Source organism: Rufibacter latericius, from assembly GCF_003721515.1.
Classification (GTDB): Bacteria; Bacteroidota; Bacteroidia; order Cytophagales; family Hymenobacteraceae; genus Nibribacter; species Nibribacter latericius.
In genome coordinates this window covers 331513-353524 of sequence record NZ_RJJD01000004.1, presented here as the reverse complement: position 1 = coordinate 353524, position 22012 = coordinate 331513, and the positions used below count along the sequence as shown (strand labels likewise).

The 22012-nt window shown below is 52.5% G+C and carries 18 protein-coding genes; 3 read left to right on the top strand and 15 right to left on the bottom strand.

Annotation, left to right across the window (positions count from 1 at the left end):
• Nucleotides 1–19 precede the first annotated feature (19 nt).
• Both EFB08_RS09360 and EFB08_RS09355 read left to right on the top strand, forming a co-directional pair.
• Entirely contained in the window at nt 20–1258 is a 1239-nt protein-coding gene (locus EFB08_RS09360) for a DUF4374 domain-containing protein (RefSeq protein WP_123126677.1), read from the top strand.
• Between the two features lie 73 nt (nt 1259–1331).
• The gene (locus EFB08_RS09355) at nt 1332–2567 is read left to right on the top strand and encodes a PepSY-associated TM helix domain-containing protein (RefSeq protein WP_123126676.1); all 1236 of its coding nucleotides are present in this window, start codon (nt 1332–1334) and stop codon (nt 2565–2567) included.
• 846 nt (nt 2568–3413) lie between these two features.
• Here the strand turns inward: EFB08_RS09355 and EFB08_RS09350 are convergent.
• The 6 genes from EFB08_RS09350 to EFB08_RS09325 form a co-directional block, all read right to left on the bottom strand.
• Nucleotides 3414–4685: a DUF58 domain-containing protein gene (locus EFB08_RS09350; RefSeq protein ID WP_317125592.1), complete on the bottom strand. Its 1272-nt coding sequence runs from the start codon at nt 4683–4685 to the stop codon at nt 3414–3416.
• Nucleotides 4686–4818: 133 nt separating this feature from the next.
• Nucleotides 4819–5814: an AAA family ATPase gene (locus EFB08_RS09345; RefSeq protein WP_123126674.1), complete on the bottom strand. Its 996-nt coding sequence runs from the start codon at nt 5812–5814 to the stop codon at nt 4819–4821.
• Nucleotides 5815–5823: 9 nt separating this feature from the next.
• Nucleotides 5824–7020: a DUF4350 domain-containing protein gene (locus EFB08_RS09340; protein WP_123126673.1), complete on the bottom strand. Its 1197-nt coding sequence runs from the start codon at nt 7018–7020 to the stop codon at nt 5824–5826.
• Nucleotides 7017–7757 carry a DUF4129 domain-containing protein gene (locus EFB08_RS09335; protein ID WP_123126672.1) on the bottom strand — a complete coding sequence of 247 codons (741 nt, stop codon included), beginning with the start codon at nt 7755–7757 and terminating at the stop codon, nt 7017–7019. Before EFB08_RS09335 ends, EFB08_RS09340 begins: the two co-directional genes overlap by 4 nt.
• Nucleotides 7747–8634, bottom strand: a complete 888-nt coding sequence (locus tag EFB08_RS09330) for a hypothetical protein (RefSeq protein ID WP_123126671.1) — start codon at nt 8632–8634, stop codon at nt 7747–7749. The genes EFB08_RS09335 and EFB08_RS09330 overlap by 11 nt, the downstream gene beginning before the upstream one ends.
• Entirely contained in the window at nt 8615–9577 is a 963-nt protein-coding gene (locus EFB08_RS09325; RefSeq protein WP_123126670.1) for a stage II sporulation protein M, read from the bottom strand. The genes EFB08_RS09330 and EFB08_RS09325 overlap by 20 nt, the downstream gene beginning before the upstream one ends.
• 69 nt (nt 9578–9646) lie before the next feature.
• Between EFB08_RS09325 and EFB08_RS09320 the strand changes: the two genes are divergently transcribed.
• Nucleotides 9647–10378 (top strand): RDD family protein, encoded by a 732-nt coding sequence (locus tag EFB08_RS09320; protein ID WP_123126669.1) that lies wholly within the window; start codon nt 9647–9649, stop codon nt 10376–10378.
• A 121-nt stretch (nt 10379–10499) separates the two neighbouring features.
• Here the strand turns inward: EFB08_RS09320 and EFB08_RS09315 are convergent, their stop codons facing one another.
• The 9 genes from EFB08_RS09315 to EFB08_RS09275 all read right to left on the bottom strand — a co-directional run bounded on the left by EFB08_RS09315 (nt 10500) and on the right by EFB08_RS09275 (nt 21948).
• Complete coding sequence (locus EFB08_RS09315) at nt 10500–10988, bottom strand: DUF421 domain-containing protein (protein ID WP_123126668.1); 489 nt, start codon at nt 10986–10988, stop codon at nt 10500–10502.
• Between the two features lie 21 nt (nt 10989–11009).
• Nucleotides 11010–11483 carry a hypothetical protein gene (locus EFB08_RS09310; protein ID WP_125077693.1) on the bottom strand — a complete coding sequence of 158 codons (474 nt, stop codon included), beginning with the start codon at nt 11481–11483 and terminating at the stop codon, nt 11010–11012.
• A gap of 338 nt (nt 11484–11821) precedes the next feature.
• Complete coding sequence (locus EFB08_RS09305; protein ID WP_123126666.1) at nt 11822–13438, bottom strand: family 43 glycosylhydrolase; 1617 nt, start codon at nt 13436–13438, stop codon at nt 11822–11824.
• Nucleotides 13439–13511: 73 nt separating this feature from the next.
• Nucleotides 13512–14603: a glycoside hydrolase family 43 protein gene (locus tag EFB08_RS09300; protein ID WP_123126665.1), complete on the bottom strand. Its 1092-nt coding sequence runs from the start codon at nt 14601–14603 to the stop codon at nt 13512–13514.
• A 118-nt stretch (nt 14604–14721) separates the two neighbouring features.
• Nucleotides 14722–15882 carry a cellulase family glycosylhydrolase gene (locus EFB08_RS09295; RefSeq protein ID WP_123126748.1) on the bottom strand — a complete coding sequence of 387 codons (1161 nt, stop codon included), beginning with the start codon at nt 15880–15882 and terminating at the stop codon, nt 14722–14724.
• A 187-nt stretch (nt 15883–16069) separates the two neighbouring features.
• Nucleotides 16070–17218, bottom strand: a complete 1149-nt coding sequence (locus tag EFB08_RS09290) for a glycoside hydrolase family 172 protein (protein ID WP_193553964.1) — start codon at nt 17216–17218, stop codon at nt 16070–16072.
• Between the two features lie 185 nt (nt 17219–17403).
• Entirely contained in the window at nt 17404–18474 is a 1071-nt protein-coding gene (locus tag EFB08_RS09285; RefSeq protein ID WP_123126663.1) for a glycoside hydrolase family 43 protein, read from the bottom strand.
• 68 nt (nt 18475–18542) lie between these two features.
• Complete coding sequence (locus EFB08_RS09280) at nt 18543–19760, bottom strand: sialidase family protein (protein WP_123126662.1); 1218 nt, start codon at nt 19758–19760, stop codon at nt 18543–18545.
• A 373-nt stretch (nt 19761–20133) separates the two neighbouring features.
• Complete coding sequence (locus tag EFB08_RS09275; protein WP_123126661.1) at nt 20134–21948, bottom strand: FG-GAP-like repeat-containing protein; 1815 nt, start codon at nt 21946–21948, stop codon at nt 20134–20136.
• Nucleotides 21949–22012 lie beyond the last annotated feature (64 nt).

Here is a 22012-nt window from a genome sequence, read left to right as displayed (position 1 = left end):
ACCACCAATAATTACCTAAATGAAGTACACAGTCAAACAACTAGCCAAATTCAGCTTTTTAGCGGGAGTAGCTTTTACTGCCTTTTCCTGTAGCGATAACGATGACCCCACCCCGATAGCCGAGTCTGACAAGGTATTTGCCTTGGGCATTGGCGTGACCACGTCTACGGCCACCACCAACTATGTGGTGCAGAGCAGTGACCTGATGAACGGCACTATTTCCCTAACCGGAAACGGCATCTTGCAGACGGGTTACCGGGACTATGCGTTTGGCGGAGGTAACTTCTACAGCATTGGCGGCCTAGGCATCACAGATGTGAATACCATCAGTTTGAATGCCTCTAATCAACTGGCCACCAAGACGGGGCTTACCTTTGAACAAGCCAATAACGAGTTCATAGACGCTACCGGCACCGGTACCACCATGGTGGGGGTTTCCATGCCCGCCAGTCCTACTGCCGGCCTGAACGCCAACTTCTACACGGTTGACATTGCTTCCAACACCATTGCCAGCCGGGCGAATGTGCCCATGAACAGCATTCACCCCAGCAACCGAGACTGGTTATTCCATACCGGAATGCAGGTAAGGGGCAACCAACTGTTCCAGGCATTTTACCCGGTGAACTATACCACCTACGCCACCACCAACACAGATACTTGCTACGTGGCCATCTACAGCTACCCAGGGTTTGCTCTGCAGAAAGTCATTAAAGATACCCGTACTGGTCCGGCCGGAGCGTTCAATACCCGTTCAGGACTTTTCAAGACCGAGAACGGCGACCTCTATACTGTTTCCAACACCAGTTACTCCAACGGCTACAGCCAGTCCACCAAACCCGCTGGTATTCTGAAGATTGCTGCCGGTGCCACCGAATTTGACCAAAACTACTTCTTCAATACAGACACGGCCCCTAACGGAGGCAAAATTGCGCACGCGATCTACATTGGCAACAACAAGTTGTTTGCGGCCATCACCGCAGTACCCCCTACCCCGGCCGACCTCTGGACTGACAATAACCTGCAACTAGCTATTGTGGATCTTGCGGCTAAAACCATTACCAAGGTAGCCAACGCACCACAATTCAAGGGCGAAGGCGGCAGAAGTTTCGCGGCTTTGCTAGATGAAGGAAAGGTATACAGCGCTATCAAGTCTAACGGAGTAGTGAATATCTACCGTACCGATGTTGCCACCGCAACGGCCACGAAAGGTGCTGTGATTGAAGGCTCATTCCTGGGCGGTATTGCAAGATTGAAATAACAACACCTAATACCCGCCTCAGCCTGTACCGCTGAGGCGGGTATTTTCTCAAGTATTAAGTCCCCTATTCAGCATGAAAAGCAAAAAATCAAACAACCCCAGTTTCTTTAGACGCTTCAACGATTGGCTCCACCTCTGGCTGGGCCTGGTCTCCGGTATTGTGGTGTTTGTGGTCAGTATTACGGGTTGTTTTTACGCTTTTCAGCAGGAGATCAAAGATGCGATAGAGCCTTGGCGTTTTGTGGAAGCCCAGGAGAAGCCCTTCGTGCCTCCCAGCCAACTACTGGATACCGCGCTGGCGTACATGCCCGGGGTAAAGCCTACCGGCCTCACCTACAGCAACCGCGAGGGGGCGGCAGCGGTAGGGTTCAGCAGCTTTGAGAAAGGGGAACGTAGTTTTACGGCCATTTTCCTGAACCCGTATACCGGCGAGTTCCTGCAAAAACAAAAATCCATAGGCAAAGGGGAATTTGACTTTTTCAGGTTCATCATAGACGGACACCGGGCGCTTTGGCTTCCTTACAACATTGGCCGCCCTATTGTAGGGGTTTGTACGCTCATTTTTCTGGTACTGCTTGTTACCGGCCTTGTGATGTGGTGGCCCAAAAGATGGAACAAATCTAACCGCGACAAAAGCTTCAAGATTAAATGGAAAGCTAGTTTTAAGCGGGTCAACTACGATTTGCACAACGTGCTTGGCTTTTACAGCCTGCTCCTGGCCCTGGCCCTGGGAATTACCGGATTGGTCTGGAGCTTCAAATGGTTCGAAGAAGGCTTGTACTACGTAACCTCAGGCGGAAAAGAGATGCCGGGTCACCACCATCCGCACTCTGATACCACCAAAGCGGCTTTATTGGCCAATACTACCGTTTCTGCGTTAGACCGAGCCTGGTACAAAACCATAGCCGTAGAACCAGAAGCTCAGGGCTTCTACATGACCCCAATCCTGGAAGACAAAGATGATGCCCTTGAGGTTATTGCCTACCAAGACCATGGCTCCTGGTATAACCGCAACGAGTATTACTACGACCAGTACACGCTGGAGCTTTTCAGGGTACAAGGCGACCGGTACGAAGAAGCAGGCTTCGCCGATAAATTATCCTTGCTCAACTATGACATTCACATTGGAGCAGTCTGGGGATTACCGGGCAAGATTCTCGCTTTTTGTATCAGTCTGATCTGCGCCAGCCTGCCCATTACCGGATTTCTGGTGTGGTGGAACAAAAAGAAGAAACCTAAGAAAAAGGCGATCTCTCCTGAAAATACAAAAAATATCATCCCTAAGAATTCAGGCGTTACCACGGTTTAAGGCTATTTGGCTATACTTTATACCTTCCTTCTTTATTCCATTCTCAGCAAAAAGGAGAACCGATTTAAGAGGCTTTTCTCAAAAACAGGTCAATTTCATAGCTCGGCCATAAACCAAAAAAGCCGCTCACCTGCTGAAGGTGGGCGGCTTTTTCACTTAGGGAACTATTGGGGGTGTTAACCCAAAGTAGTTTCAAACTTGTCTCTCCAGAGCGCACGCGTATAGAGGTGAACGGGTTTGAAATAATAAAAAGTAATTAAGAGGGTTTTACGGGCTTGTTTTCAACAGGTTATCTTTTGGCTACTTTTTTTAAGAAATAAAATTCGAAAGGTGACCTTAATCAAAATCTGAAGGCAAAAGCAGTCCTACTGCTTTACCAGTCAATTCCAAAATCGGGCTAAAAGAGAATAACTTCTTCTAACCATTTTCCAAAACCTCACGGAGCATTGCATTCCGCTGAAGGTTAACATTTGGCAGAGGTGCGGATAATTTCTGAGGAGAAATTTTAAGTGCAAGCAAGCACACAGGTTAATATAAAAAATTTCCTCAAATATTGCAATTCGTCATAGACTTTTCTACACGGAGGGACATGATGAAAGGCCTTCTCCTGCTTGCCCTTTAAAGGGGGTAGAGAAGAAAATAGAAGATTACCAAAACCGGGAACACGTACCGTCGCAAGATCAAACTGAAACCGAAAACCCATTCCTCTTCCGAGGACTCGCAGTATGCCCGCGCATTCGACTAGATTGAATGCTTGCGCTGTCAGCTACCAAGGCCTTCCGCTTTAAGGATCTTTTCCTGAAAACAGGTTAAAAAGGCAGGCATTCTCCCTTGAGAGCTGGTTATTTACAGCAATCCGCGGGACTTAAACTCCAGGTATTTGTTGATGGTGTTCACGGTGAGTTGGTCGGGTGGGGTCAACACAGAATGGATGCCGTGCAGGGTGAATTCCTTTACAATCTGCCGCTTCTCATAGGCAAACTTCTCGGCGATAGCTTTCAGATAGATTTCCTCCATGTTTTGGGCCGGTTTTTCCAAAAGTTCGCGTGTTTCAGTGTTCTCGAAAAACACCACCAGCACCAGGTGGTGTTTGGCCAGTTTGCGCAGGTACGGCAGTTGGCGTTTGGCGCCGTTCAGGGTCTCAAAGTTGGTGAACAGCAACAGCAGGCTCCGCTGCTTGATCTTGGTCCGGACGGTCACGTACAGCCGCTGAAAATCGGTTTCCTGGAACCTAGTGGTCTGGTTGTATAACACCTCCAGAATCTTCTGCAACTGCGAGGCCCGGCGCTCGGCGGGCAGCATGGACCCAATCTGGTCTGAGAAGGTGATAAGGCCGGCTTTGTCTTCTTTGCGTAGCGCTACGTTTGACAACACCAGAGAGGCATTGATGGCGTAATCCAACAGGCTCAATCCGGCAAAGGGCATTTCCATGACGCGGCCTTTGTCAATGAGGCAATATACCTGCTGTGACTTCTCCTCCTGGTAGTGGTTCACCATCAGTTCGGCTTTGCGGGCCGAGGCTTTCCAGTTGATGGTACGCTGGTCATCGCCGGCCACGTACGACCTGATCTGCTCAAACTCGGCGCTATGCCCCATCTTCCTGACTTTCTTGATACCCAGAGCCGAGAGGTGCTGCGAGGCGGCCAACAACTCATACTGCCGCATCTGAATGAACGACGGGTACACCGGCACCTGCTGTCCCTGCCCAAAACGATAGCGCCGACGCACCAACTGCAACGGGCCGTTTACAAACACGTTGGTTGCCCCAAACGAGTACACGCCGCGTTGTACCGGCCGCAATTGGTATTCAATCACGTGCGTCTCGCCTTTGGGCACCTGCACCTGAAAACTACTGTCCCGCTTCTGGAACTGGAACGCCAATTCCTCCAGCACCTCCAACCGCACCGAAAAAGGATACCGGTTCTCCACGTACAGGTACACTGGGTTCTCGCTTCCATTGGACAGCTTTTCCTGCATGCTGCGCGAAGCCATCACGCCTTCCGCTGGCCGAAACAGCGCCGCTATATCCACTGCCACAAACAGCACCAGCACGCCCAGCAGAATCTTGACCAGAAACAGAAAGGCCGGGAAAAAGAACGCCAGCACAAACAACCCCACCCCCGCGGCTGCGGCGTAGTAGAAATACCTGGTGAAGTAAAGGCGGTTATAGAAAGAAAGTAGCGCTTTCAGGAGAACGTTGATTTAGGGGTAGTTTACTGAAAATAAGGCTAAAACAGGAGATCCCTACCTGCTAGCGGGGAACTTCAGTTTTCTGGATGATTTGCCTGATCACGTCATCTGGCGTGCCACCTTCCATCTCGCGCTCCGGCGTAAGCTGAATCCGGTGCCGCAGTACCGAGGGGGCCAGTTCCTGCACATCCTCCGGCGTCACGAAAGAACGGTTCCGGATGGCCGCTAAGGCTTTGGCGCTGGTCAGCAGGGCCAGCGAGGCCCTTGGCGAGGCACCCAGGTACAAGGCTTTATTGGCTCGGGTCTGCACCACTAGAGCGGCAATGTACTCCAGTACCTTGGCGTCTACGTGAACCTCCTGCACCTGCCGGCGCAAAGCAGAGACTTTCTGGGCGGTAAGTACCGGCTGTATCTCCTCCAGGTCGCGTTGCAGGGTCGGTCGGTTATGGTGTACGCCCAGAATGGCCACTTCTTCCTCCAAGGTAGGGTACTGCACCAAAATCTTGAACATGAACCGGTCTAGTTGCGCCTCGGGCAGGCGGTAGGTTCCCTCCTGCTCAATGGGGTTCTGGGTAGCCAGCACAATGAACGGATCTGCCATGGCGTATTGCACGCCGTCATGCGTGATCTGCTGCTCTTCCATGACCTCAAACAAAGAAGCCTGGGTTTTAGCCGGAGCCCGGTTGATCTCGTCAATCAGCACGATGTTCGAGAAAACCGGCCCCTGTTTGAACTGGAACGTTCCTGTACCCGGATGGAACACCGAGGTGCCCAGCACATCGGAAGGCATCAGGTCTGGCGTGAACTGGATGCGGTTGAAACCCACGTCAATGGTGCGGGCCAGCAATTTGGCGGTCAGGGTCTTGGCAATGCCCGGTACGCCTTCAATGAGCACGTGCCCATCGGCTAAAATAGCGACTAGCAACAGGTCAATAAAGGCTTCCTGCCCAATGATTCGCTTGCGGAGTTCTTCCTTGATGCGACCTACAGCTGTCTGCAGGTCGGTGAAATCTGTTCTGGGGGCGAGGTCTAAAGCGGCTTCTTCTAGTGGGTCCATGATATTAAATTAACGGCTGGCTTGCCGATAAAAGCTTTCTAGTTGTTTGTTGAGTTGCCACAGGTTGTGCTCTTCCAGGGCATTGGTGGTGCGTACGTACTGGATCAGGCGGAAAACCTCGGTCACGTCTACTGCGGGCACGCCAGATTTTTTCACAATCCGATCCTGCAGTTCTTTGTCCAGCACGGTGGTGCTTTCATAGAAATGCAGGCGCAGGTATTCCAGGAAATAGGTGATCTTCTTTTCGGCAATCACATGGTGGTCGCGGTGGTTGAAGTACAGGCTCCCGATGACCCGCACAAATTCCAGGGTGGTGTTTCTGGGTTTCTCCATAACCGGAATGATGCGTTGCGTGCGCTTGCTTTCAAACAGCACAAAAAGCAAGAGGCTACCCAACGTAAGGTAATAGGCCCAGGCCAGCGCTTCATGGCTGAGCAGCACCCTGAACACCGAGGCACTCCCCACCGCGCCTTGTTTCTGGTACTCATCCCACCAAACGGGCCGTACGGGCAAGTGCGACAACGCTACGGCGGCATAGTGACTTTTCCCTGAAGCCAGGACATTGTAATTGGTAAACGCCAGCGGCACTGAACTCAGGTAGAAACTGCCCTTCCCGAACGGAATCTGCACATAGGTAGCCTCACCCACGGTGTTCTTGCCCAACACGGTGACTTTGCGGGAAGACTCCAAGGTTAGAATGCGGTTGACCTTTTCCCAGGCGTAGCGCACCGGCTTGTTTTTCTGCAGAGACGGATGCGTGAACACCAGCCCCAGAGAATCCTGCTTTGCTTTTTTAGAGTCATCGGCCTTAAAGCCCAGGGTGTCTTGCAGTAAAGTAGAAAATTTGTGAGAACTGATGAAAACGTTGTTTCCCTCCTCCACAAATTGCAACAAAGTCTGGGTTTCCAGTTGATCTAACTGGGTAAACGAGTTCACAAACAGGTAATTTACCGCAACTAAGGTACTATCTTCCTGCGTGGGCTGTTCCTCCACTTGGTTCACCACTGGCAACCGCACCGAGGTGACGGGTTGGTCTGGGAAAAGATCAGGGAGCAGGTCAAACAGCACGAAGGTGCCATACGGGATCTTGTCTTTGTTGGAAAAGGTCTGGGTCCAGTCAATGGGTTTGGGGCGGTAGTATTCCACTACCACAAAAACGGCAAACAGTACCCCTAGCCCTAAGGCGTATAGTCGGTTGTTTTTCATGCCGTTTTCGCAAAAAACGCGTGAAACTCCCTGAACGATTGCCGCACCGTCTCAAACTTTTGTAAGTCCAAGGCAGAGCCGCCGTACCAGACGTACTCAAACAGTTGGGTCACGCGTTCAAAGGGCTTTTGCAGAGTTGCACTTTTAAGCTCGTTTACGTAACTCCGGTTGGTTTTGCCTGGCTTCCAGTCAATCAGGCCACCATCGGTCAGAATCTTGAGGGTCTGGAGGTAGTACAGCCGGATGGCCCGCCGGTAATCGCCCTGCGCTTCGGCTTCGGATAGAAGGACCTCAAAGTCTATCTCGTGGATGTTCTCGCGGTAGGTTTCATAGGCAATAGCCGCCGAGGCTGATTTTCGGGAGAACAGCCCCACGAAATCTACCTGCAACAGCTTCAACACCACAAACACGGTGGTACCAATGGCAATGGCGTACATGACGTATTTCCAGAAACCGTCATAGGAAGTGCCGCTCAACAGTTCAGACAGGTAGTCGCCCACCTTCCGCCAGAAACGCTCCCAGAAAGACATGTCGGGCCGGATGTCTTGGCCATACTGAAAATCCTTGCTTTCCCGGTACGCCTGCAGCTTCTGCGGGTCTGGGTACCGGAGTTTTAGGGGAGATACTGTAGTCGCGGCAGGCTTGGTCTGGAGAGAATCGGCCCTCAAGCCGCCGCCCCAGAACAGCAGAAACCCTAGCAGTAGACAGAAACGCACCGGCATGAAGTTAAAAGGCATCTATTTCTACCAAAGTCTTAGGTTGAGCCCCGATCTGATTTACTTGTTCCAGCAAACCTACTCCCTCTTTTTTCTCCACCAGATCAAAATACAGAAAACCGATGGCCGTGATGGAGAAGGCATACAGCAGCAACCCGATAAACGTGGAAAAAGACGTAGCCGCAATCAGCAGCATATCACTCTCAGTGCCGGGCAATTTCAGAATCCGGAGAACGTAGATGGTCATGGAGGGCACAGAGGCCACAAAGCCAATGATGCCCTGGATCAGAAGCGCTAAAAGTAAAAACCCGAAACTCGACCACCAATGCCCTTTGATCAGGAAAAAGCATCGCTCCACGGCATCCAGAAAACCCACTTCCTCCTCCAGCATCACCATGACGAAAAGACACATCGCCACGGCCACGTAGATACCCGGCAGCACCAGCAACAGGGTCGCCAGACCTACCATCAGCACCACGCCCACGCCGGAATAAAGCACCGAGATGAAGTTCCTTTTGATGCTTTCCCAGACCTCCGCCTGCTCTACCCGCCCATCGTTCTGCCGGTACTGCTGCATATACGAATAGATGGTGAGGCCCAATAACACAAAACTCACCAGCGAGAAAAACAGGCTCACCCAGTAATGCAGAGACTTTACATTTTGGGCAAAGGAGTAAGCGCCCATAGAACCACCATATTGCACCGCCCCAGACAACTCCTTAAGAAGGGAGTTTTGGTAAATGCCGGAGAAAATGCCGGCCAGCAGCGCAAACGGCACCACATACATCACCACGCACCGGAAAAGCGGCTTGAAGTTCTGCCGAAGAAACCCCAGAGTGGCATTCATTTTCTGCCTGGCATCGCGCTCCAGCCTAAATTCAATCAAGGGATCTTTCATCTGAAAGTCTGGCTTTGAGCCAATAAGGATATAACAAGAAGTAAAACACGATCAACGCCGCCGAGCCCCCGATGATGAGCAGGCTGGCGAACAGCGGCATGTCGGTGTGGCGGGTCACAAAGCCTTCCAGGAAACCGGCCATGATGAAAATGGGCACCAGCCCTACCACTATCTTCAGGCCGTCTTTGGCTCCGCGCCGGAAAGACTCCATGCGGGAAAACGTACCCGGAAAAAGCAGGCTGTTGCCCATGACAAACCCCGCGCAACCCGCAATGATAATGGCCGAAATCTCCAACGTGCCGTGAATCCAGATGGTGAGCACCGAGCTGAGCAGCAGGCCCTGTTTGTAGAAAAAGTACTGGAAGGCACCCAGCATGATGCCGTTTTGGAGCAGAATCCAGAAAGTACCCACCGAAAGCAAAGCCCCCATGACAAAGGCGGTGAACGCCACCTTGATGTTGTTGTAGGTGATGAGCAGGAACATGCTGGCTTCATCGGTCTTCTTGTAGACGGCCATGGGATCACCCTTTTTAATGTTGGCCAGGGTCTGGTTCACGTATTGGTCGCCCAGGATGAGGCGCACGAAGGTATCATCATAGGCGGCGGAAAGCGCCCCAATGAAACAAGCCGCCGCAAAGATGAGGAACGCATAGAACAACTGCCGGTGGTACTGCCCCATCAGCAGGGGCAACTCCTGTTTCCAGAACAGAACAAAGCGATTACTCTTTTCCTTTTTGTTCCGATAGATGGATTGGTGCACCTTGCCGGTGAGGCTGTTCAGGTATTGGGTGTTGTCTGAGTCTGGGTAGAAAGTGCGGGCGAAGGAAAGATCATCGGTGAGTTCAATGAACCGATCGGCCAACTCATCTGGGTTGGCCGTAGGCTCTGAGGCATACCGTTTCCATTTTGCTGAATTCTGTTTGATGAAAGCGGCCTCGCGCATGCCCTGTCCTTTTGTTTCCTTCCAAATATATCTAACTTAGGCTATTTATTAAAGCAGTGGCGTAAGTAAATGGAGACCCTTAAGATCAGGACCACCCAGAACGTGGAGGTTGAGTATGAGATTGCCAGCGTGGGAGACAGAATTCTGGCGTATTTGATTGACTGCGTGGTTGGTTTCGGGTGGATGACCATCTGCGCCTTGGTCTTTTTCTTTCTGGCGGCCCAGGGCGGCCAACCTTCTACCGCAGCCATAGTGGTGGTAGTGGTGGTTGCCATGCTTCCGTTCACGTTCTACCACCTGCTCTGCGAGATTTTCATGAACGGGCAAAGCCTGGGCAAACGCGCCAAAGACATCAAAGTGATCAAGTTGAACGGACAGACGCCGGGCGTGGGAGATTACCTGCTGCGCTGGGTTTTCCGGACGCTGGACATCTGGTTCTACGGCATTGTGGCCATCTGCACCATCGTGATCACCGGCAAAGGCCAGCGCCTGGGCGATCTGGCGGCGGGCACCAGCGTCATCAAAACCACGGCCATCAGAAAACGGAACCCGTTCCAGGTGCAACTGGAAGAAAATTACCAGGTGGTTTTCCCTGAGGCAGCCGTGCTCTCAGACAAAGACATGGCCTTGATCAGGAAGCTGCTGGCCAAAGCCATTGAGCACCGAAACGAGGAACTCCTCTCCCGCATCGCAACCCGCGCCAAAGAAGTCATGGGCGTGCAACCCAACCTCACTGACCGCGAGTTCCTGAAAACCGTCATCAAAGACTACCACCATCTCACGGCCAACCTGGAGGCATAAACATTCCCAGCCGTTCACCCCATAAGATAAAACGAGCGGTGTTTCGGGCCTGTTTCTGAGAAAACAAGCCCGAAACGCCGCTCGTCCTTTTAGAATCGATTTGGCAGCTTAGCCTTTTCCGCTAAGACTCTTTGATAATATCGGGCTTGATGCCGTTTTCATTCAGGTGAAACGGGATGATGCTGATGGAACCGTCTTTTTCCAGCACAGCGTACTTTATCTGATCCATGTTCTCTAGGCCTTGCGTTTTGCGGGCGGCTTCCAGAATGTCGTCTTCCTGCAGCCGGGCCTTGTTCATGCGGTCCAGCAGCGGCTTTCCGTTTTCCAGGATAATGAGCGGAATCCCATTGATGACACTGTCCAGAAACCGGAACCTGTTGGTGGCCAGCGAGACCATGATATCGGCGAACACCATGGTCAGGATCACCAGCATACTACCCGTGATGGATTTGTCGTCATCTACTAGGGCATTCTGCACGGCCTCGCTGATAATCAAAAGCAGAACCAGGTCAAAAGCGGTCATTTCGCCCAAGGTCCGCTTGCCGGCCATGCGCAGAATGATGAATACCAGAATGTACACGACAAGGGCCCGTAAAACGATTGATTCCATAGCGGCAGATTGGTTTGAACGTTAGAAATAGACGAATTGGTCAACGCCCATCCGGGCATCGCCCACGGTGACTTCCAGCGGCTGGCTGCCTATTTTATACGGCACCAGGAAAAAGGTCACAAACCCGTTCTGCACGGAGCTGAAGGTGTAAATGAGCCGATGGTCTTTTACCTCCACCGAGACAGGCTCCGGGATAATCTGGTCGATCTTTACTTTCCTGATGTAGTCATTGTTGAAACTCACCTGTACATTCTTGCCGCCCGAGGCTACATGAATCCGGAGTTCAGTGGGTTTCTCCACCCGCATGAATTTGTTAAACTCAAACCGGATTCCTTGGGCAGTTACCGTCCTATCACTGAGCACGCCCTTCCCGAAAAGCCCCAGCGTAGCCGCCGCCAGCACAAAGCCCATGGCAATCCAGAATATGCGGGACACCAGCCACTCTTTCCGCTGGAACTCATAAAAGTCCTCGGCCAGTTTAATATCCTTATCCATGCTCAGGTAAGTAAGAGACGTCAATGTTAGGTAGTACCCTGAACCAAGCTTTTGGTTGCTCTTACCTCGTTCTCTTTCAGAGAAATAGTTACGGAAAGGAAAACCGCTTCGGGCCCAATTTCCATAAAACGGCCTTAAAACAGAAGATGGGGCATGGGTGAGCCAAACTTTGGGATTGCCCCTACTTCTGCCAGCCCATTCAGAACTTAGGAGGCTAAGCTGACCAACTTACTTGGGGAAAAGAAAGGGTGTTTAGGGCCTGTTTTTGTAAAAACAGGCCCTAAACACCCTAATAAGAAAATCAGGAGCTAGTTGAGATTCCTTCGGCAAACCATTACTCAATGCACCAAGCGGTACCATTCATAGGCGGCAGTCGCACCGGCTGGTCCTTTAGCGGTAAGCCCAATTCGTACCCCACGGTCCCAAGGAGGAAGGAAATCGCCGTTGATGGGTTTGCCTTCGTTCAGGGCATTCCAGGAGGTGCCGTCGGTGCTCCAGGCAAACTGCAGTTGGTCGCCTTTGGCGGCGGTGAGTCTGAACTGGATCAAGTCAGAAGCGGGCGCAGGCACCTTCGCGTGCACCGTTTCTTTGTTTTCTTTCACCGTCCACAGCGAGATCTCCCCGTTCTGCACCGATACCCCTATGGCGTTCTGCGGATCTCCCAAGGCTGCCAATCCGGCGGCTACTCCTTTGGTTAATTGACGCTGGTTGATAGCGGCGGTGGCCGTGTAATCTCCCTCTACGGTGCGTTTGCTTAACACGCTGCCTACTTTGTCAGGCGAGGCCTGCAACAGCAGCCTTCCGCCCTGGCTTGTCTGCACGCTGTATTTAGGAGTCTGCTCCACAAACCACTGCCAAGACGGAGCCAGTTTGGTGGCCGTGAACTCGTCCTGAATGTTCAGTTCATCTTGGGCATTGGTGTTATAAGGGGCCACAGCGGTTAACGAAGGAGAACTGTTCTCAAACTTCGGCCAGCCGTCACCACCCCAGGTGATTTCATCCAGCAATCCTTGCCTACCAGGGTACACGGTGTTGTTAGCGCTGTAGGCGTGGTACAAAAAGTAGTCGCGGCCTTTTTCGTCAGAGACCACGGTGCCGTGGCCGGGGCAGGTCCATTTTTCGTTTTTCTTCATGATGGGGTTTCCGGCGTATTTTTCCCAAGGGCCCCTTAAATCCTTCGCCCGGGCCACGCCCACGCCGTAAGTGCAGGCGCGGCCGCAACAGGCATCCCCTGCGTAAAACATATAGTAGTAGCCGTTGCGTTTGATCAAGGCCGGGCCTTCCACCAGACCGCCTTCCCAGGTGCCTTTCTCATTCCGGAACAACTCAAACTTTTCGCCGGTAAGGGCAGTCCGTTCCTCGTTCATGCGCTGGCCCCAGAGCGGAGTGGGTTTGCCCACGCTGTTGCCGTCTTCTTTCCAGATAAGGTACAATTCGCCTTTTTCATCCCTGATGGGGAAGCCGTCAATAGAACCCACTTCCTGGCACACCAAGGGGCCCAGATCGGTGTAGGGGCCAGTGGCTTTGGTGGCGCTGGCCACGCCTACGCAAAGGTTCCCGCCTTTCTTTTTGGCGGTATAGTAGATGTAGTACTTGCCATTGTCATAAGTGATCTCGGGGGCCCAGAAGTGCGCCTCGGCCCAACCGGGGAGTTTGTCTGGGAAGACGTGGCCCACGGTCTCCCAGTCTACCAGGTTTTTGGAGTGCAGGATGGGGTACAAGGGCGCCCACTCCGAGGAAGTGGCCGTGGCCCAGTAATCATCGCCCACCCGCACCACCGATGGATCGGCGTAGTCGCCGGGCAGTACGGGGTTGCTGTAGGTCACCGCCTGGGTAGAAGCCACTGGAGATGGGGAAGAACTCGGGGACTGAGAGGTAGCACTCTGGTTTTTATTGCAGGAGAAGGTCAGAAGACCCATCACCACCGCAGAGATCGAGAGAAGGTATTTTTTCATAGGATATAGCAAGGTTCGTTCGCGTTAAAGGTGCATTACTAAGTTTTGGAAAGAGGTACGTTTTTCCGGCAGTTTATTTTTCACCGGAAGGCACCGGAATGGGCACTCCCGAAGAGACCGGCTCCCCGAACATCGGAAATCCATCTGTCGTCCAGGTGAATTTCTGCATCCGGATGTCGCGCTGCCAGCCTGGCTTCGCCGATTTCTTTGCATGGTACAGAATCCAGTCTTCGGTGTTATCCGGGGAGGTGGTGAAACTGCAGTGCCCCACGCCCAAAACGTCTGCCGTGCTCTGGAAAACGGGTCCGCTGGATTTAGTCCAGTTGCTGGCCTGCATGGGGTCTGCCAATGTATCTGAGAGCATCAACTGGCCCAACCGATATTCCTTCAGCCATGATTCGCGGCAGGAGTAGATCAGGAACGCTTTTTCGTTTTTCTTCAGCAGTTCAGGTCCCTCGTTCAGGTCCAGTTCTCCGCCCGTTTCCCAAGCCTCGGTGGGAGATGAAATCTTCACCCGGTTGGAGCCGATGGTCCAGGGATTGGTCATTTTAGCGAGGTAGAGGTGCTGTTTCGTCCGATCCGTGGCGGCGTTCTGTTCCCAGCCCGACCACACGGCGTATAACTGCCCGTTTAAGTAAAACGGCGATAAATCAATGGCCCACTTCCCAGTTCCCGGATGCTGCAGGCTGTCTCCGGTGTACAGCATGCCTTTGTCCTGGTAGGGGCCAAAGGGGCTATCAGTAGTAGATTCCAGTACCCCGGAACGCTGGTGGATGAACGGCCCACCAGACTTTTTGCCGGCGGCGTAATAGATGTACCATTTGCCTTGCAGGTAGTGGATCTCGGGGGCCCAGAGATTGTGGGCATTCCACCCTGTGGCAGGCGCTTTCCAGACCGGCACCCGTTCACCTAACTTGGTCAGTTTCCTGGATTGCGAGACGTAGATGCTTCCGTTATTGGAGGCGCAGGAATAATACACACTGTCTTTTTTCAGAACCCAAGGATCGGCCCCGTCCATGATGGGGTTGGTGAAGTACTGGACGGCATCGGCTTTCCGGGCCTGGGTATCTGCCGGAGCCTCCAACACGGCACTGGATTTACACCCCAGCAGCCATAGAGTCTGAGCAATTACGACAACACTTATTTTTCTTCGGTAATGGTTCATTCTTCGGTTAAAACGACCTATCTAAGAGTCGGGAACACTTGAGGGTTGAGTTATTGCGATTCTGTTTAGAGCCTGATTTAAAGAAAACCGTCCTAAAACAGAAACCCTAAAATTGTATTTAATTCGTTACCGTGGCCTTTTCCTTGGTCATGCTTTTAATCAGATCTACTTCAGCCTGGTTGTAAGGTGTGCCGTCTGGCCTGAAAATGTCATGGAACCAGACGGGGGGCTCTGCGGTGTACTGCTTTTCCCAGCTATCCCAAGGGTAAATGGTTTGGGTTTTCCCTGAGACAAATCCCCAGTTGATCATGCCTACGTTGTATTTCTTGGCAATGGGCAGAGAGCTCTGGAAGGTGCTTCCGTTTGGCCGGGCCATGTACTCGGTGCAGATCATGGGTTTGCCGTAGCGCTGTAGCCAGTTGATGCGTTTCTCCAGTTCCTGCGGGTTGTCATAGTTATGGAAGGTGATAATGTCTGATTCCTCAATCATCACCTTCTGGATAGGATTCAGTCCTTCGTGGGTAGACCAGTCGCCTGCCCAGACTGCTGCCGTCACCGGCTGATCAGGGTTCACCGACCGCGCCCAGACAAAGCTTTTCTTGATCAAGGGCAACACATAGGTCAGTTTGTTGGGCAACTCCTGTTTGCCGTAGGCTGCGCCCTCGTTGATGTTGTAGGGTTCGTTCCAGATGTCCCAGGCCAGCACCCGCTGGTCTTTCCCGAACCTTCGGATCACGCCTTTCACGTATCTTTCCAGCCGGGGATATTGGGTGGAATCCTGCAGGGCCTCATACCCCGGGCTCTGCACCCACCCAGAGTTGTGCACGTGCGGCCGGGGCTCGCGTTGTTTCCCCAGTTTAGGATGTGGGTCCCAGACCGAGTCAAAGATCACCAGCATGGGTTTGATGTTATGCCGGGCAGCGATGTTCAGGAACGTATCTATTCGGTTCAGGAACCCGGTTGAATCCTGCACATACAATAAATCATGGAGGTACACCCGCGCCGTGTTCATCCCGATGGCCTGCGCCCAGCCCAATTCCCGGTTGATGGTGGCGGTGTCAAATGTTTCAGCCTGCCACATCTCCAATTGGTTTATAGCAGTGCTGGGAGAGAAGTTCGGCCCGATGAGGAAACCTTGCTTGTCATACCAGGCGTGGGCCTGCTTTTTAGACCAAACTTCCCTAGGCTTCCCCGAGGCCGACTCTGTTCCTGTTCTGGTGCAGCTTTGGGTAAACAGGCAGCAAAACAGGACCAGCAGGTAAAGACTATTTCGTTTCATAGAGATCGTAGCTGTTTCTTTCATGGTTTAATCTGTGCATCAGGAAAGACCTGTGGTATTGAACTTCCTGCCTGGGCAATTTGCCTTTGGCGTTTTCCTCTTGTTTTTCAAAAATCTAGGCCAAAACGGGAACGTAGGAGGAGCGGGAAAACAGATGGCCTCCCCCTCTGATCTGGAACAGGTTTGGTTAATTCACCTCCAGATCGTTTTTAGACGGAAGTTTGGGGAACGGGGCGTGTGGCTCGGTTTGGTACCAATACACCACCGAACTGATGTCTGACTGCTGCGGCAAGTACCGATCCTCACTGCGCCAGCCTAAGTCCTGGATGGTGATGCGCAGGTCTTTGTTGAACCGCACGGGGTCTACAATATGCCAGCGGTACATGCCAAACCGTTGCTGGGCATTGTACAACCCATCTGGTCTGATGACCTGGTGCAGTCCGGCGTAGGCGGTGGAATACGGCTCATACTGGCGCGTCTTTTTGTTCTCGAAGTTGTAGGAACCGCAGAAATAATCCTCGGCCCCGGTGCCGTTGATGGTAGGGAAGTCCTTGTCGCCGTCCATGTAGAATTTGATCTCGCCTTCGCCCCACCAGCCGTTATTGTTAACGCCCCAGGCCATGTAGGTGCCCACGTACTGCCCTTTTCCCTTGATGCCATCCACCAGGGTGTACAAAGAGCCTTTGGTTGGATTGTTGCGCCGGAACTGCGCGTGGAAATAGGCGGCATCACTGGGAATATCGGTGAGGGTGTAATCTATCTGGTAGAACAGGTTCATGCGCTCAGAGTGGGTGTTTTCCATGGTGATGCGGCACTTCTTCCGGAAGGGCATGACCCAATATGAGTTGAAGGCGCTGCCTGGGTTCACAGTCACCGCCAGGGAGTTCAGCGGCGCGTACTCACCCCAGCCCATCCCGAAGAAATCACCCACGGGCACCTCAATAGAAGGCTCTTTTTCATCGTCCCAGTAAATCCTCAAGATAGAGTAACGCCAGTTGCCGGTGGGGGTCATCCAGATGTGCTGAATGGCGCCGGAGCCGTCAATCTCGGCTAAGGTGATGGTTTTGCCGCCCTCAATCCAGACAAAGGGGTTTACTTTCCAGCCCACGCCCAGCTCCCGGGCCTGGCGCCCATGCACACCTTTGTCTAAAGGGGTCATGCCGCCTTTCCCTTTCTCTCCAGTGATATTCTCGGGGCTGATGGATCTGGTCTCAGCGTTGGAAGTGCGGTAAAGGTTTCCCAGGTTCATTTCCAGGCCGTTGAAATTGCCGGAACGCTGCGCGAAAGCACCAAAGCTTAAACAAAGAATAGCGAACAGTGAAAGTAGTGGTCTCATCAAAGTCTGGTTAGTTTTACATCAAGAGGTACTTACTTCAGGCGGATTGATTTAGCTGCCCAACGTCTTTCCAAGGGCAGTAACTTTAGTTCTTTCTTTTTACTTGGAGCGAGGTCCGCGTTTACGGTCTGATTTTCTAAAAACAGGCTCTAAACCTAGCCACTCTTCTTTTCCTTAGGGTTAGTTCATTTCACTTCTCCCGATGGTCTGGGAAGCGGGGTATTGATGATCACTGGCTCTCCGAAGTTGGGCGTTCCGTCTGCGTTCCAGGTGAATTTCTGGATGCGCGGGCTCCTGGTATTGCCGCAACCCTGCTCCGCGAAAGAGTTGGCGTGGTAGATGATCCAGTCCTCGGTGCCGTCCGGCGATTTAAAGAACCCGTTGTGCCCCGGCCCGAAGGCATTGTTCTGCGCCTTGGTAGCCAGCACCGGCGTAGGTGACTTCATCCAGTCATCGGGGTTCATGGGATTGCCGTTGTCACGCAGGGTGAGCCGGCCCAGAGAGTAACTATCGGTCCAGCAGCCACTGGCCGAATACACCATGAAAACTTTCCCGGCGGCATTCTTAATCACCTCGGGCCCCTCGTTAACTAGGCCGTTCATTTCCCAGTTGAAGGTAGGTCTAGTGATCATGACACGGTCTCCTTCTATAGTCCAGGGATTCGTCATCTTGGCGATGTAGATCTGCTGGATGCCCGGGTCATTATTACCCACCCACCCCGACCAGATGAAGTATAGTTGGCCGCTGTGCTCAAACACAGATCCGTCTATGGCCCATCTGTCTGTGGTAGGAGTCAGTTTGCCTTTCAGGGTCCAGGTGCCGGTGGTGGGGTCAGTGGCGTCGTTTTCCAGTACGTACATGCGGTGGTTCACATCTTCGCCGTTATCGGCGGCAAAATAGATGTACCATTTCCCGTTTAGTTTATGAATCTCGGGGGCCCAGATGTTCTGGGAATAAGCTTCTCCTCCGGGAGGTGTCCAAACGGTGGCAAAGGTTTCTTTACTCAGTTGGGAGACGGCCTTCGTCTTGATCAAACCAATACGGTTCCCCAGAGTGTGCGTGTAATAATAGGTATCGCTCTGCTGGTACACCCACGGATCTGGACCGCTGGGCAGCAGGGGATTGGTAAACGTGGTGGAAGTGCCTGGCCTGCCCGGAACCGGCTTTTGCTGTACATCATCCGCATCCTTCTTGCAACTAGCGGCAAGCGTCAGGGAGAGAAAAGAAACATACAACAGCCGTCTGAAATGGTGCATAAATTGGAAATAAACTCAGTAAACGATCTTTCCTAACATCTCTCCTACCCTTCAAATTTTAATGTGGCTCAACGCGTGATGCGCCCTTCCTTGAGGTAGACTTCACTGTGCCCGTCTCCGAAATTCCTGGTGGTGATAAGCCACACCGTGTTGGCATCTTTCAGGAACATAGACGAGTAGTAGGCCCCCTCGTTGGTAGGCAGATTAGGCCACGGGTAGCTGATATTGATAAAATTCCGGGCCGTACTATTGCCCACCAGCACCAGCATGGTGTTCTTCTTCCAGTCTGCGCCCACCGAGCGGCCACCGGCATCCTGGCAAGACAGAATGGTTTCACCGGAAGGGACTTGTATCATATAGGGTGCCCCGCCCCAGATGTTCTCGGAGGTTGCCAGCCATCTTCTGCCATTGCTGGCGATTCCCGGTCCCTGGTAATTGAAGCGGGCTTCCAGCGAAGACCACACCACCCAGGGCGACTTAGAGTTCTTCACAGATTCAATGGGGAAGACGATACCTTTGTTGTTGCTCAGCACCAAAGGAACCGGCATGCCGTCTCGCATTCCGGTGGTGTAGGCCACCTGCTTAGGCGTTTTCCAGGTGGCCCCGTTGTCGGTGGAGCGCACCATGAGAATCTCCTGCTGGTCTGCGGTAGCCCCCGGCCCGGCCCACCAACGGGCTTCGCTGGAATAGAAAATCTCAATCTCGCCGTCTGGCAACTGCAACATGGAAGGCTCCCAGGACCTACCCGAAGCCACAATTATAGGCGGCCCAAAGGTCCAGCCCCGGTCATTGCTGATCCTGATCTGGATGTTGGCGTGGGCATTGTCATCTGGGTTGCCGCGGCCGGTGTAGGCCAAGATCACGCGTCCGTCCTGGAGCACCAGTACGTCTGGGTTGGAGAAGCCGTAATAGCTGGGGTTGTTGTCAGCCATAATAGTTTCCGGGGCAGACCAGGTGGCACCGTCGTCAATGCTCCTCCTTATGGCAATGTTGTCCCACTCGTTCCCGGGGGTGCCGTAATGGTAGGTCAACAAAAGCGTATCTCCCTTTACCCGACGCACCCGGCCATACTCGGCAAAGTACACCTCATGCGACAATTTGGTAGCCGTGGTGTTCCAGGTAATGTTAAGCGAAGGGAAACTATTGTCTGCCCCCGGAAAATCATCGGCGTGTATTCCTGAATTGGGATCTGGACCGGGCTGTGGATCTTCCTTCTTGCTTTCGCAGGAAAAGGCAAACAACACCCCAACCAGCAGGCACCAGATATTTATTTTAGTGAACTTCATTTTCTATTTCTTTAAAACCTTTCCGCTGCTTCTCCTCTTTTTTCTTCTCTTCTCAACGGATGAGGAAACTTTACCGGACCTACCTTGCCTAAACCATTGACCCCAGAAACAGGATAGCCAACAGCAACAACAGGGTGAATGCCTGCTTTTTCCGGTTTGGTTTGTTAAGCCCGCGCCGCATTTTTGTATTGGTTAACGTGTACATTCGTTTTGTTTCGGTTTAAAACATCTTACTTGCCTCTGTTTGGATTGCTCAATGGCTCCAAACAAGAGGGCACTGAAGCAGTATTTCAGGCTTCCTTTTCAGAAAATAGCCTAAAAACACTGCTTCTGTCCACCCACTTCAAATACTTAAACAGATCTCAAAAGAAGATTACTGTACTACAATCTTGCGGGTCTCCAAGCCACCTTTGCCGTCGTTCACCTGTAAGATGTAGATGCCAGGATTGAGGCTCAGTTGCACGCTGTTCATAGCAGACAGGTCTTTGACCAGACGGCCATCCAGGGAGCTTACCTTCAACTGGTATTTCCTGCCTTTCTCCAGTTTCACGTTGATTTTTCCCGGAGCCGGATTAGGATACACTTCCATCTGCAGGTCCAGTTTATGATCTGCTATTCCGGTGAGCACGCCATTGGTGATGGTGAAGCTGGTTTTCATGAAAGGAGAACCCATGAAACTATTGTCAATGGCCTGCACACCGTAGCGGTATCTGCCCTGCGGCAGATCTTTAATGGTCCAGGAAGTACTCAGCTGCACGTTGCCCATTTTTTGCACCATCAGTTTGCCGGTGGTGGTATCTGCCATGGGATGGATGTACGTTTTGCCGGCGGCATCCTGCAGGAAGATGTTGTAGGAAAGGGAATTTGCCGAGGTAGTGGCATCTGTGGCGGGGCTCCAGGTTAGGGTAACGGCTCCGCCAGTACCCATGGTGGCCTGCAGCGTGGCGGGCATAGCTGGTGCTGCGTTCACCATGGTAGTTGGGTTCACTACCACCACAGATACTTTGTCATTATAAGCGCTCCCTGCCCCATTGAATTCATTGCCTGAGAAACCAGTCAACATCAAATCAAGATCGCTGTCCCCGTCCACGTCGGCCACTTCAATGGAGCTTTCTGACACGCCCGGTAGTTTGTCATTGTTTGCCATAGCCGTGAAGGTGCCTGCGTTGTTCAGAAAAATGGCGGTCGCTTGTCTTTTGGCCGTGTCGTCCCAACCGGTAACAATCACATCCAGGTCTCCGTCATTGTCCCAGTCAGCAAAACGGCTTCCGTCACCAACGGCAATCTGCCGGAAGGTGGAAAAAGTGGTGGCTTCAGCAAAGGCACCGGCCGTGTTTTTATACAGGCGGTAAATGTCATTGGAAGCTTCCCCGTTGGCCCCGCCGTCTCCGTTCAGGAGCAAATCAAGGTCGCCGTCTGCATCATAGTCGCCCCAGACGGCCCCGCCGAATCCTTTTTGGATGAGGCCCAGGTCGCGCACGGCAAAGGTGCCATCGGTGTTCACGAACATTTTAGAGAAACGGCTGCCACTCACTTTTTCAAAACCATTCACAAACAGATCCAGGTCACCGTCCTTGTCAAAGTCCACCACCGAGATCTCGGGGTCAATAAACTGATAGTCGTTGAACTGCGCCGATTCTGTGAAGCCGCCTGCTTTGTTGTTGAAGTAAATCTTGGCGCGGGATGCGTCATTGGGGGAATTGTCCGCGTTCCCGAAAGCGTAAATGTCTGTATACCCGTCGTTGTTCAGGTCGGCCATACCCGTGCCCGGGTTTACCTGCTGAATCCCCGGGTTGGTTACCTGGGTGAACACACCGGCGGCATTTGACTTAAACAAAGCCGTAAACGCACCAGCAGCCCCGAATCCCGACTGCAGTAGGTCCAGCCTGCCATCGTTGTCCACATCGCCCCAATCAATGGAGGAAAACGCGCCCGCTAGGAAAGGAGAAGCGGTTTTGGTAAAGTTACCGGCACCGTCATTGAGGAACAGCTGAACCACACGGTCTGTGGCCGAGGTTTCCCCCATGATAAGCAAATCCATATCTCCGTCACGATCAATATCAATGGCGGACACCTCGCCGTGCTGCGCCCCGAAGTTCAGGTTTTTTATGGTAAAGCTCTGGGCGGAAGCTTCCTCCTGCTGACTTAACAATCCCAGACAAAACAAAAACGGTAGATATTTTTTCATATGTTTTAGTTAAGGTTTCAGGAAAACGAGTATAAAAAGGCCGTGAAGCACCTAAGCGCTTCAC